The sequence below is a fragment of the Acidovorax sp. 210-6 genome (genome assembly GCF_010020825.1).
GTDB lineage: Bacteria > Pseudomonadota > Gammaproteobacteria > Burkholderiales > Burkholderiaceae_C > Simplicispira > Simplicispira sedimenti.
Genome location: NZ_JAACJE010000001.1, coordinates 91,890 through 103,879 on the forward strand (window position 1 = coordinate 91,890; position 11,990 = coordinate 103,879).

The 11,990-nt window shown below is 69.8% G+C and carries 12 protein-coding genes; 5 read left to right on the forward strand and 7 right to left on the reverse strand.

Annotated features, from left to right (window positions below; translation table 11 throughout):
- Nucleotides 1–14: 14 nt before the first annotated feature.
- Complete coding sequence (locus GWK50_RS00430) at nt 15–1,061, forward strand: NAD-dependent epimerase/dehydratase family protein (RefSeq protein ID WP_242455244.1); 1,047 nt, start codon at nt 15–17, stop codon at nt 1,059–1,061.
- A 2-nt stretch (nt 1,062–1,063) separates the two neighbouring features.
- Nucleotides 1,064–2,239 (forward strand): twin-arginine translocation pathway signal protein, encoded by a 1,176-nt coding sequence (locus GWK50_RS00435; RefSeq protein WP_162014775.1) that lies wholly within the window; start codon nt 1,064–1,066, stop codon nt 2,237–2,239.
- 110 nt (nt 2,240–2,349) lie between these two features.
- Here the strand turns inward: GWK50_RS00435 and GWK50_RS00440 are convergent, their stop codons facing one another.
- The 6 genes from GWK50_RS00440 to GWK50_RS00465 form a co-directional block, all read right to left on the reverse strand.
- Nucleotides 2,350–2,601, reverse strand: coding sequence for a hypothetical protein (locus GWK50_RS00440; protein WP_162014776.1), 252 nt, complete (start codon nt 2,599–2,601; stop codon nt 2,350–2,352).
- Between the two features lie 37 nt (nt 2,602–2,638).
- On the reverse strand, nt 2,639–3,394 hold the full coding sequence (locus GWK50_RS00445; protein WP_162014777.1) for a tRNA-uridine aminocarboxypropyltransferase: 756 nt from the start codon (nt 3,392–3,394) through the stop codon (nt 2,639–2,641).
- On the reverse strand, nt 3,391–4,017 hold the full coding sequence (locus GWK50_RS00450) for a class I SAM-dependent methyltransferase (protein ID WP_242455245.1): 627 nt from the start codon (nt 4,015–4,017) through the stop codon (nt 3,391–3,393). Before GWK50_RS00450 ends, GWK50_RS00445 begins: the two co-directional genes overlap by 4 nt.
- 66 nt (nt 4,018–4,083) lie before the next feature.
- Nucleotides 4,084–4,830 carry a tyrosine-protein phosphatase gene (locus tag GWK50_RS00455; RefSeq protein WP_162014778.1) on the reverse strand — a complete coding sequence of 249 codons (747 nt, stop codon included), beginning with the start codon at nt 4,828–4,830 and terminating at the stop codon, nt 4,084–4,086.
- 90 nt (nt 4,831–4,920) lie between these two features.
- On the reverse strand, nt 4,921–5,268 hold the full coding sequence (locus tag GWK50_RS00460; RefSeq protein ID WP_162014779.1) for a DUF4124 domain-containing protein: 348 nt from the start codon (nt 5,266–5,268) through the stop codon (nt 4,921–4,923).
- A 3-nt stretch (nt 5,269–5,271) separates the two neighbouring features.
- Nucleotides 5,272–8,217, reverse strand: coding sequence for a DNA topoisomerase III (locus GWK50_RS00465; protein ID WP_162014780.1), 2,946 nt, complete (start codon nt 8,215–8,217; stop codon nt 5,272–5,274).
- 119 nt (nt 8,218–8,336) lie between these two features.
- Between GWK50_RS00465 and GWK50_RS00470 the strand changes: the two genes are divergently transcribed.
- Genes GWK50_RS00470 through GWK50_RS00480 form a run of 3 tightly spaced genes read left to right on the forward strand, consistent with a single transcriptional unit; the run spans nt 8,337 to nt 10,466 of the window.
- Nucleotides 8,337–8,876 carry an SET domain-containing protein-lysine N-methyltransferase gene (locus GWK50_RS00470; RefSeq protein ID WP_162014781.1) on the forward strand — a complete coding sequence of 180 codons (540 nt, stop codon included), beginning with the start codon at nt 8,337–8,339 and terminating at the stop codon, nt 8,874–8,876.
- Entirely contained in the window at nt 8,873–9,715 is an 843-nt protein-coding gene (locus GWK50_RS00475) for a biotin--[acetyl-CoA-carboxylase] ligase (RefSeq protein ID WP_162014782.1), read from the forward strand. Before GWK50_RS00470 ends, GWK50_RS00475 begins: the two co-directional genes overlap by 4 nt.
- Nucleotides 9,716–9,728: 13 nt before the next feature.
- Nucleotides 9,729–10,466 (forward strand): SPOR domain-containing protein, encoded by a 738-nt coding sequence (locus GWK50_RS00480; RefSeq protein WP_162014783.1) that lies wholly within the window; start codon nt 9,729–9,731, stop codon nt 10,464–10,466.
- Here the strand turns inward: GWK50_RS00480 and GWK50_RS00485 are convergent, their stop codons facing one another.
- Entirely contained in the window at nt 10,467–11,915 is a 1,449-nt protein-coding gene (locus GWK50_RS00485; protein ID WP_162014784.1) for a sensor histidine kinase, read from the reverse strand.
- Nucleotides 11,916–11,990 lie beyond the last annotated feature (75 nt).

An 11,990-nucleotide genomic window follows, 5' to 3' on the forward strand; every position in this document is an offset into this window, starting at 1 on the left:
TGTGTAACGTCGCGATGGTTCCCACAATCCAGCCCATCACAGAGCACATGGAGATGAGCATGGCCAAGACGGTATGGGTGCTGGGCGCCAACGGGCGCCTGGGGCGGGCGGTGGCGCTGGCCTTCGCGGCGGCAGGCTGGCGGGTGCGCGCGCCCTGGCGGCATGGCGCGGTGGCGCAGGCTCCGGCGTTGCCCGGCGTGCAATGGCTGGCGCCGGGCGCAGACCTGCAGGCGGCGCTGGACGAGGGGGCCGACGCCGTGGTCCACGCCATGAACCCCGCGCGCTACACCGCCAGCGCATGGCGCGCCGAGGCCCCGGTGCTGCTGCACCAGGCCATCACTACCGCGCTGGCGCTGCGTGCCGTGCTGCTGTTCCCCGGCAACGTGTACAACTTTGGCGCGGGCATGCCCGCCGTGCTGGATGCCCGCACGCCCCAGCGCCCCAGCACGCCGCTGGGCGCGGTGCGCGTGGCGCTGGAGCAGCAGCTCGCCCAGGCCGTGGCCACCCAGGGGCTGCGCGCCGTCATCGTGCGGGCGGGCGACTTTTTTGGCGCGGGCCAGGGCACCTGGCTGGATTTGGTGATCGCGCGCAAGCTGCGCCAGGGCGTGATGACCTGGCCCGGCCCGCTGGATGTGCCGCACGCCTGGGCCTACCTGCCCGACCTGGCCCAGGCCTTTGTGCGCGTGGCCGCCGCGCCAGCCCCCGCGCCGGGGCAGTTGCCCTGCCTGCCGTTTGCCGGTCACACCACTGCCGGCCACGACTGGCAGACGGTGTTGTCCGAATGGGCGCAGGAGCAAGGTGGGCTGCGCGGTGGCGCGCTACGGGTGCAATCCCTGCCCTGGGGCTGGATGCGCCTGGCCACTCCGGTGGTGCCCATGCTGCGCTCGTTGCAGGCCATGCGCTACCTCTGGCAGGTGCCGCATGCGCTCGACGGCACCGCGCTGGCGCAATACGCCGGCCCCGTGCCCCAGACGCCGCTGCGCGAGGCGCTGCGTGCCAGCCTGGCCTTGCTGGATGGCGCCGCGCAGCCCACCATCACCCCTATCGCCACAGGAGCCTGACCATGCAACGCCGCCCCTTTCTGCGCATCCTCGGCGGCGCCGCCGTGCTCGCCGCTACGCCCGCGCTGCCGGGCTGTTCGTCCGCCCTGCCCGCCGAGGCGCTGGCCGCGTGGCAGCCGCCCGCGCCCGTGCCGCCGGGGGGTGATGTGCGCCGCTGGCTGCTGGCGCACGCCATCCTGGCGCCGCATTCGCACAACCTGCAATCGTGGCTGGTGGACTTGCACACGCCGGGCGAGATCTGGCTTTACTGCGACCGCACGCGCCTGTTGCCCGAGACCGACCCGCACTCGCGCCAGATCCTCATGAGCCAGGGCACCTTCCTCGAACTGCTGCACCTGGCCGCGCTGCAGCAGGGGCTGCGTGCCGAGGTGGAGCTGTTTCCGCACGGCGTGTTCGACCCGGCCACGCCACCCGCGCCGCCGCACACCCACCACGCCACGGCCCGCGTGCGGCTGCTGCCCGACGCCAGCGTGCGGCCCGACCCGCTGTTCGCGCAGATTTTCCGGCGCCACACCAACCGCTCGGCCTACGAACCGCGAGCGCCCGAGGCGCAGGCGGTGCAGGCCATCGCGGCGGCCTGTGTGGCGCCCGGCCTGCGCGTGGACTTTGCCCTGCCGGGCAATGCGCGCCTGCCCGAGCATCGCGCCATCGCGCGCGATGCCTGGCGCGTGGAGCTGATCACGCCGCGCACCATGCTCGAATCGTTGAAGGTGCTGCGCGTGGGCCCGCGCGAGATCGCCCAGCACCGTGACGGCCTGAGCGTGAACGAGCCGCTGCCGCGCCTGCTGGCCGCCCTGGGCCTGTTCGACCGCAGCCGCGCGCCCGGCCCCGACGACATGGCGGTGACCCAGCAGGTGCAGGACTTCAACGCCAAGATCGAGGCCACGCCGGCCTTCTTCGCGATGGTGACCGACGGCAACGACCGCGCCACGCAGGTGCGGGCCGGCCGCGCCTACGCGCGTGCGCAGCTCGCCGCCACGGCGCACGGCCTGTCCATGCACCCGCTGCAGCAAGCCTTGCAGGAATACCCCGAGCAGGCGCCCCATTACGCGGCCATCCACGCGCTGCTGGGCGCAGGCGGTAGCCGTGGCACGGTGCAGATGTGGGCGCGCCTGGGCTACGCGCCGCCCGTGGAGCCCGCGCCGCGCCGGGGCGTGCAGGCGCACCTGTTGGGCTGAGGGAGTCTTTCAGCCTCTGCTGCGGCCCGCCCGCCTGGGTTTTGAAGAAAATCGGCCTGTGGCGCTCTGCCATCAAGCGCCAGCAGCTATTGAATCAATAGCAAACTCGATCAGCGCCCCACCACCGACCAGCCCGCCTGCTGGTTGTTCTTGTCGTTCTCGTACTCCCAGGCCGTGCCGCAGCGGTCGCATTGGTAGCGGGTGATGGTGACGGTGCCCGTCTCGCGGTCTTCCTTGCGGTTGCCGCGCTGCACCAGCTCGGCATGGCCGGGCGCCTTGCGCCAGTTGCGCTGGATGCCCTTGCAGGACTCGCACAGTTCCATCGGGTTCAGTTCGCGCTGTCGGGCCAGTTCTTTGCTCATGGGAGGGTGCCTAGGTGGTGTGCGGGGTGCAGGGGCGCTACTGTAAGCCACACAGGCCGTGCAGGCGCTGGTGCAGGGCATCTCCGGGGTCCACCGGCCGCTGGTTCTTGGCCTGCAGGTAGTGGTGGGTGAAGACCTCGAGGTAGGCCTCCATCACCTGGGCGGCCCGCTCCTCGCCCGCCAGCGCCAGGCACAGCGCCGCCACCTCCAGCGTGCACAGGTGCACCGCGTCGGCCGACTGGCGCAGCCGGTAGCGCGACGACTGTTCGGGCTGCAGGCTGAGCACCGGCAGGGTATCGAGGTAAGGGCTCTTGCGGAACATGCGGCGCGCCTCGGCCCAGGTGGCGTCGAGCAGCACGAACAGCGGCTTGCGATCGGGCGCCTCGCCCGAGGGTGCCGGGGGCGCCACCTGGGTCACCACCCGCTGCGGCTCGGCATAGTCGCCTGGAAACACCAGGTACGGCTGCCACTGCGGATCGGCCAGCAGGGCCAGCAGGCCGGGGGGCACCTCGGTGCGCGCCCAGCCGAAGGCAAAGGTGTCGGCCACCACATCGGCCACCAGCCAGCCGGTGTTGCTGGGCTTGAGCGCTTCGGTGTCGGCCATCAGCAGGCAGACGCCCGCGCGCGTGGGCACCTGCGGCCGCAGGGCGCACAGGCAGTGGCTGGGCCGCAGGCGGCAGCCCGGGCAGCGCGCGCCGCTGGGGCCGCCACGGGCCAGGAAGGGCTTGGCGCTGCGCGCCAGACGCTCGCTGCGCAGGCGCGCTACGGCGTGGGGCGATGAGGTGAGGGTCACGGCGCGCCCGCGTGTTCCAGCGCGAACAGCGGCACCTCGGCCCGGTGGCTCAGCCACAGGCCGCCGCCCATCTGGGTAAAGCCCTCGGACAGCGTGCGGCGGTACATCTGCGCGCGGTGGCGGAACTGGCGCGCATCGGTCAGCGTCTTGTCCACGATGTCCTGCTCCCAGTCCTCGCGCGTGACGGCCTCCAGGTACAGCGCGCCCCGGCACAGCCGGGCCAGGTTGCGCATGGCCGCCTGCGCGTCGGCCGCGTTCAGGTAGGGCAGCACGCCCTGGCAGATCACGAGATCGAAGGGCTCGCTGGCCTGGTAGTCGAGCACCGAGCCGCGCTCCCAGCCGAAGCGCTCGCACAGGTAGGCGCTGTACTCCACGCCGTGGAACGATGCCTGCGGAAAATGCCGCGCCACCACGTCGCGCCACAGGCCGATGCCGCAGCCCACGTCCAGCACGCGCCGCACCGGCACGCGCAGGTACTGCAGGTAGCTGCACACGAAGGCGCCCAGCCGCTCGATGTGCTGCGGGTCGGCCACGCTGGTCTTGGGGTCGAAGTAGTAGCGCTGGTAGTAGGCCTCGTCGAAGGCGATGGCCGGCTCGGGGCGGGGAATGTGGGGTGGGTGCACGTCGGGTTCCGGTGGGGTGGGGGCAGAGTATCGCCGCCAGCGCCCTGGTGCAGGGGCGGTGGCAGATCACTCCGCCTGCAGATATCGCTGGGCCAGTGCGCTGCGCGCTGCCGCATCCAGCCCCAGCACGTCCTCCAGGTAGGGCGTGATGCCGCCGTACTGGGCGTCCACCATGTGCAGTGCGGCGTCCAGAAAATCTTCTTGCACGCCGCACAGCACCTGCATGACCTCGGGCGGTGTGTGGCTGGCCAGGCTGGCGGGCGGGCGGTAGAGGGCGTTGGTGAGCAGGTAGTCCTGCATCACCACCTCGCGCGGCACGCCCAGGGCCAGCAGGATGAGTGCGGCGGCGAAGCCCGTGCGGTCCTTGCCTGCGGTGCAGTGGAAGACCAGCGGGTCGTCGCGCTCCACCAACATCCGCAGCAGCGCGGCAAAGCGCGGGGCGTTGTCGTGCACGAAGCCGCGGTAGGTGTCCTGCATCAGGCCAGCGGCGTCCTGGGGTGACAGGCTTGCGCCGCTGCGCAGTACCTCCTGGATGCGTTGCACCACCGTGGGCTCGATGGTGAGCGGGTGGTACTGCACCCCCGGCAGGGCATAGGCCAGGGCGTTGCGCTCGGCCTCGCCGCGCAGGTCCACGGCACGGGCAATGCCCAGCCCGGCCAGCGCCTGCTGGTCCTGCGCGCTGAGCCGGGCCAGATGGTCGGAGCGGAACAGCCGCCGCCAGCGCACCGTGCGCCCACCCAGGCCGGGGTAGCCCCCCAGGTCGCGGAAGTTGCTGGCGCCTTGCAGCGCGATGGAACGGGTGGGGCGGGTCATGGGGTCAGGCGTCCAGGGAATGCATCACCAAGCATAGTGGCCTCGGATGAAGCCTGCATGTCGCGCAGGCGCGATTCCCCACGCGCTGCACTACTTCTGCGGTGGCAGCACCGTCAGTGCCCCTTCGAGCGGTTTTTCGGCACTGCCGCTGGGGCAGGGCTGGTCGGTATAGACGGTGCGGCCGTTGACCAGGCATTTGCGCGCCTGCGTGGCGGGGGTCGAGGCGGCGTCGGCGCTGGGGTTTGCGGTGGCTGCGGCAGACCGGTGCTGCGGCGGCAGGCTGTCGGGGCCGGGGCGGGTGGTGCTGCGCCAGGCGCGCTCCAGCCAGGGGCCGGCGTGGGGGAGCCACTGGTCGGCGGTCCACCACGCAGCCCCGGCCGCAGCGGCCAGGGCCACGGCCAAGGCGGTCCACAGGGCGCGTTCACGCGGGCTGCGCATGGGTCAGCCCAGGTGCGGCCCCAGCAGACCGGCCAGCTCGAACATGCCGACCTCGGGCTTGCCCAGCACGGCCTGGAGCTTGGCGTCGGGGCGGATGGTGCGCTTGTCCTTGGGGTCTTGCAGGCCCTGGGCCTTGATGTAGTCCCACAGCTTCTTGACCGCCTCGGGGCGCGACACCGGTTCGGCCCCAATCACCGCCGCCAGGGCTGCGCTGGGCGCCTTGCCTGGCGCGCTCTTGCGCGGGGCCTTGGGGGCCGTGGCTTTGGGCTCTTTCGGGGATTTTTTGGCTGCGGCGCTCTTCTTTGCTGCGCCGGCAGCTATGGTTTTGGTAGCGGTGCGGGCAGCGGTCTTGCGCGGGGGGTACTTGCTTTCGCGCTGCTCGAACTCGAAGTTGACCTTGCCGGCGTCCTTGTCCCAGACCAGGAAGGCCTTGAATGCGCGGCGCGTGCGCATGCTCACAAACTTGTCGAGCAGGTCGGTCTTGCCGGTGGCAAGGAGCTTTTCCATCTGCGCGCGCTCCACGGGCTGCTGCAGGATGACCTTGCCGCTTTTGAAGGTGCAGGACGGCGTGGGCTGCGCCGCCGTGGGCACGGCGCGCGTGCAGACGTAGTTGCTGCCGTGCTCGTGCACGGCCGAGCCGCAGATGGGGCAGGCGCCCAGGGACGCGTCGGCAAACTCCACCAGTTCGCCGGTGTCCTCTGCGTTCTTGTCGTCGCCGAAGTCGAATTCGAGCTTGTAGTTGTTCGACTCCTCGTCGAAGCTGATGGTGATCTCGGCCGTGAACGGCCAACCCGCCTTGGAGCGGAAGCCCTCCAGCGGCCCGATGCGCTTGTGCGCCAGCAACTGCTCGGCCTCTGCCGTTTCAAACGTGCGCCCGGCAGGCGATTTGCCGAACGAGAAGCCGCAGCCCTGGCCGGAGTTGCCGCCCGCGCCAGCACCTGAAGCGTCGTCCGACCGGCCGACGCAGGCGTAGCGGCGGTAGTTTTCCTTCACCACGCCGCCGCAGTTGGGGCAGGGGTGGGAAAGCGTGGCGTAGTCGCCGGGGATGGTGTCGCGGTCGTACTCCTTGGCCTTTTTCACCATGCGCTCGGTCATGGCGGCGATCTCGCGCATAAAGGCCTCGCGCGAGAGCTGGCCCTTTTCCATCTGCGCGAGCTTGTATTCCCACTCGCCCGTGAGGTCGGCGCGGCACAGTTCCTCCACCTCCAGGCCGCGCAGCAGCGTCATGAGCTGGAAGGCCTTGGCCGTGGGGATGAGCTCGCGGCCTTCGCGCAGCATGTATTTTTCGGTCAGCAGGCCTTCGATGATGGCCGCGCGCGTGGCCGGGGTACCCAGGCCTTTTTCCTGCATGGCCTCGCGCAGCTCGTCGTCGTCGATCTGCTTGCCCGCGCTCTCCATGGCGCCCAGCAGCGTGGCTTCGGAGTAGCGTGCCGGGGGCTTGGTCTTGAGGCCCTTGGGCTCGGCCTGTTCCGTGCGCACCATCTCGCCGGGCTGGACGGGCACGAGGTTCTGGCCCTTGTCGCCGTCCTTGGCACCTTCCACTTCGTCGGCCGCTTCCTTGCCGTAAATGGCCAGCCAGCCGGGCTTGACCAGCACCTTGCCCTCGGTCTTGAAGTGGTGCTGCTGCACCTTGGAGATGCGCGTGGTCACCTGGTATTCGGCGCTCGGGAAGAACACCGCCATGAAGCGGCGCACCACCAGGTCGTAGAGCTTTTGCTCCGCCTCGGACAGGCCGTGCGGCGCCTGCGTGGTGGGGATGATGGCGAAGTGGTCGCTGACCTTGCTGTTGTCGAAGATGCGTTTGCTGGGGCGCACGTAGTGGCCTTCCAGCGCCTGGCGCGCAAAGGGTGCCAGGTGGGCCATGCCCGAGTCGGCCAGCACTTCAAAGGTCTGGCGTGCCACGCCCAGGTAGTCCTCGGGCAGGGCGCGCGAATCGGTACGCGGGTAGGTCAGGGCCTTGTGGCGCTCGTACAGGCTTTGCGCCAGGGCGAGCGTGGTCTTGGCGGAGAAGCCAAACTTGCCGTTGGCCTCGCGCTGCAGGCTGGTCAGGTCGAACAGCAGGGGCGATGCCTGCGTGGTGGGCTTGCTTTCCTCGGTGACGCTGGCGGGTTGGCCGCGCACCGCGTCGGCAATGGACTGGGCTTGGGCCTGCGACCACACGCGGTCGGCCTTGGCCTCGGGGTCTTCGCCCTTCTTCCACTGGGGGTCGAACCATTTGCCGGGGTAGTCGCCCGCCTGGGCGCCGAAGCTGGCGTGGATTTCCCAGTAATCGCGGCTCACGAACTTGCGGATCTTTTCCTCGCGCTCGACCACCAGCGACAGTGTGGGCGTCTGCACCCGGCCCACGGTGGTGAGGAAGAAGCCCCCGCCCTGCGAGTTGAACGCCGTCATGGCGCGCGTGCCGTTGATACCCACCAGCCAGTCGGCCTCGCTGCGGCTGCGCGCGGCGTCGGCCAGGCCTTGCATCTGCGCGTCGCTGCGCAGGTGTTCAAAGCCGTCGCGGATGGCCTGCGGCGTCATGCTCTGCAGCCACAGGCGCTGCACGGGCTTGCCAAGTGCCCCCTTGGCGCCGCCCGCGTACTGCTCGATCAGGCGGAAGATCAGCTCGCCCTCTCGGCCCGCGTCGCAGGCGTTGATGAGCTGGGTCACGTCCTTGCGCTTGGCCTGTTTGACGACGGCGGACAGGCGGCTCTTGGTCTTGTCCACGGGCTTCAAGTCAAAGTGCGGCGGAATCACCGGCAGGTGGGCAAAGCTCCACTTGCCGCGCTTGACGTCGTACTGCTCGGGGGCCTGGATCTCGACCAGGTGGCCCACGGCACTGGTGACCACGTACTGGTCGTTCTCGAAATGGTCTTCGTGCTTGTCGAACTTGCCCGCAACCGGCGTAAGGGCGCGCACGATGTCTTGCGCGACCGAGGGTTTTTCTGCGATGACCAGGGTTTTGCTCATGGATGGTTTCTCGAAACGGACGCCGCCCGGCACGCTGCCGGGCGCTTCTACAATCGGTGCTCTCACGCGCGTGCACGCGCACGCACACGTGTGCACCATCAAGTTAACAGAGTTTTGCCATGCCCCGCACCCGCACCGCCCTTGCCCCTGGTCGCCGCATCCAGACCCGCCGCTCGGGCGTGCATGGCAAGGGCGTGTTTGCGGTGCAGGATATTGCCGAGGGCGAGGTGCTGATCGAGTACACCGGCGAGATCATCACCTGGCAGGAAGCGCAGGACCGCCATCCGCACGACCCCGCGCAGCCCAACCACACGTTCTATTTCCACGTGGACGAGGACCGCGTGATCGACGCCAAATACGGCGGCAACGCCGCGCGCTGGATCAACCACAGCTGCAACCCCAACTGCTATGCCGATGAGCGCGACGGCCGCGTCTTCATCACCGCGCTGCGCAACATCGCGGCCGGCGAAGAGCTGAACTACGACTACGGCCTCATCATCGACGAGCGCTACACCAAGAAACTCAAGGCCGAGTACCCCTGCTGGTGCGGCAGCCCCAACTGTCGCGGCACCCTGCTGGCACCCAAGCGCGGCTGGGCGCCGCCGCACCCCGACAACCCGGTGCAGCCCGGTGGGGCACGTACCAAGGGGCGCTCATGAGCGCCGCCGCGCTGCGTTGGCCCGCCGAGGCCCTGTGGGAAGCTGTGGTGCCGCTGCTGCCCAGTTTCACGGTCGAGGTGCTGCCCGAAATCGACTCCACCAACACCGAGCTCATGCGCCGCGCCCGCGCGGGCCAGTGCGACCCGGTACTGCTGGTGGCCGAGCAGCAGACCGCTGGCAAGGGCCGCATGGGCCGGCCCTGGCGCAGTGCGGCGGGCGCTTCGCTGACTTTCTCGCTGGGTCTGCCGCTGGCGCCGCAGGACTGGTCGGGCCTGTCGCTGGCCGTGGGCGTGAGCGTGGCCGAAAGCCTGCAACCCACCTTGCCCGCTGCGGGCAGCAGCACGCCGCGGGTGGCGCTCAAGTGGCCCAACGATCTGTGGCTGGGCGGTGCCCAGGGCGACCGCAAGCTGGGCGGCATTCTGGTGGAAACGGCCAGCTTTGTGGGGGGTGCGTCCGCCGGTTCGCCTGCCACGGCCGCCCACAGTGGCCGCTACGTGGTCATCGGCGTGGGGCTGAACGTGCTGCCGCAGGACGCTGCGGGCCTGTCGCTGCCGCCGGGCAGCCTGCAAGAGGTGGAGCCCGGCCTGGATGCGCCCACGGCGCTGCTGCGGGTGGTGCCGCCTTTGGTGTCCATGCTGCAGGCTTTTGCCCAGTATGGCTTTGCGCCCCTGCAGCCGCGCTTTGGCCTGCGCGATGCGCTGGCGGGCCGCAGCGTGCAGCTCAGCGACGGCACGCAAGGCGAGGCCCATGGCGTGGGCGAGGATGGCGCACTGCTCGTGCATACTGCGCGGGGCATGCAGGCCGTGACCAGCGCTGAAATCAGCGTGCGGCCTTCCTGAACCGCTTTTTTACATGTTGCGTCTGACCGTTATCGTGCTTCTGCTGGCCAATGCTGGCTATTACGCCTGGTCCCAGGGCCATCTGGCCGAGTGGGGCCTGGCGCCTGCGCCCCAGGGCGAACCGCAGCGCCTGCAGCAGCAGATCCGCCCCGAGGCCGTGCGCCTGGCGGGGGAGCCTGCCACCCCGCCCGTGCGCCCGGCCCCGGCCGCTGTGCCCGCCCCAGAGCACAGTGCCGTCCAGGCCAGCGCCGAGGCGCCTGCCGCGTCGGTCCCAGTGGCGGCCACCGAGCCCGCCCGCCCTGCGGGCGAATGCCTGCAGGCCGGGGTGTTCGACGAAGAACAGGCCAACGCCCTGCGCCGCGTGGCTGGTGCGCTGCCCCAGGGCAGCTGGAGCCTGCAGCGCACCACCATCCCGGGCCGCTGGATGGTGTACATGGGCAAGTTCGCCGATGCCGACGCCCTGGCCAAGAAGCGCGCTGAACTGCGCGAGCTGGGCATTTCCTTTGATCGGCCCAGCACCGCGTCGCTGGAGCCGGGGCTGTCGCTGGGGCGCTTCTCCACCGAAGAGGCGGCCCAGCGTGGCATGGGCAATCTGGTGGCCAAGGGCGTGCGCACGGCCAAGGTGGTGCAGGAGCGCCCCGACACCCCTGGCTACCAGTTGCGCCTGCCCAGTGTGGACGATGCCTTGCGCCCCCAGCTGGACGTGCTGCGCCCGGCCATGGCGGGCAAGACGCTCAAGCCCTGTTCCTGATCAATCGTTCTGGTCGTCCCGTGCCGGGAAGCGCACGGTGAACCGCGCCCCGGGCGGTGTCTGGCCGGGCCGGGCGTCTTCCACGCTGATTTCGGCCTGGTGCTGGCGGGCGATCTCCTGCACGATGGGCAGGCCCAGTCCGGAGCCGTCGGCCTCGCTGCCCAGCGCGCGGTAGAAGGGCTGGAAGATCAGCTCACGCTCAGACGCGGGCACGCCGGGGCCGGTGTCCTCCACCTGCAGCAGCAGCACGCGGCCGAAGGTGTCTGCCAGCACGCGCACGGTCACCACGCCGGGTCTGTCGTCCGAGGAGGGGGTGTAGTTGATGGCGTTGTCCACCAGGTTGCGCACCAGTTCCTTGAGCAGGGTGGGGTTGCCGTCCAGCCACACGCCGGGGGCGCCGGGCTCGGCACCGTCGTAGCCCAGGTCGATGCGCTTGTCCATGGCGCGGGGCACCGAGTCGCGCACCACGTCCATGGTCAGGCGTGCCAGGTCGCAGCGCTGCTGGGTCATCTGCGCGCCGCTGGCTTCGGCCCGGGCCAGGGCCAGCAACTGGTTGACGGTGTGCGTGGCGCGGATGCTGGAGCGCCCGATCTGTTTGAGCGATTGCTTGAGCTCGTCGGTGTTGGTGCCCTCGCGCTGGGCCAGGTCGGCCTGCATGCGCAGGCCCGCCAGCGGGGTCTTGAGCTGGTGCGCGGCGTCGGCCAGGAAGCGCTTTTGCGTGGCCAGCGAATCGTTCAGGCGCGTGAGCAGGTCGTTCACCGAGTCCACCAGCGGCGCCACTTCCAGCGGCACGGTCTTGTGGTCCAGCGGCGAGAGGTCGTCGGGGCTGCGTGCGCGGATGCGCTCTTCGAGCTGGTTGAGCGGCTTGATGCCGCGCGCCAACGCCAGCCAGACCAGCAGCACGGCCAGGGGCAGCAGCACGAACTGGGGCACCATCACGCCCTTGATGATCTCGGTGGCCAGCACGCTGCGCTTCTCGCGCGTTTCGGCCACCTGCACCAGGGCCAGCGGGTTGCCCTCCACCGGCACGCGCACCCAGATGTAGGCCACGCGGATGTCCACGCCGCGCAGTTCGGCGTCGCGCAAGCGCACATCACCGGGCTGGGGGGTTTCTTCCTCCGGCGGGGGCGGCAGGTCGCGCTCACCCGAGAGCCATTCCCCGCGCGGCCCCAGCACTTGGTAATAGACCGAGTCGGAATCGTCGGCGCGCAGGATTTCGCTGGCGGACTGCGGCAGGTTGAATTGCGGCCTGCCGCGCTGCACCGTCACCAGTTGTGCGAGGGCGTGCGCGTTGTAGATCAGGGCGCGGTCAAACGGTTTGTTGGCAATGCCCTGTGCCACCAGCCAGGTCAGTGCCAGGCCCACAGGCCAGAGCAGCAGCAGCGGGGTGAGCATCCAGTCCAGGATCTCGCCGAACAGGGAGCGTTGCTCGCGCTGAAAGAGTTTCAAGGTGGCGGCCCTGGATTTGAATCAAATTGGCTTGTAAGGCAATGAAATCAAGCGTCACTAGCTATCAAAAACATA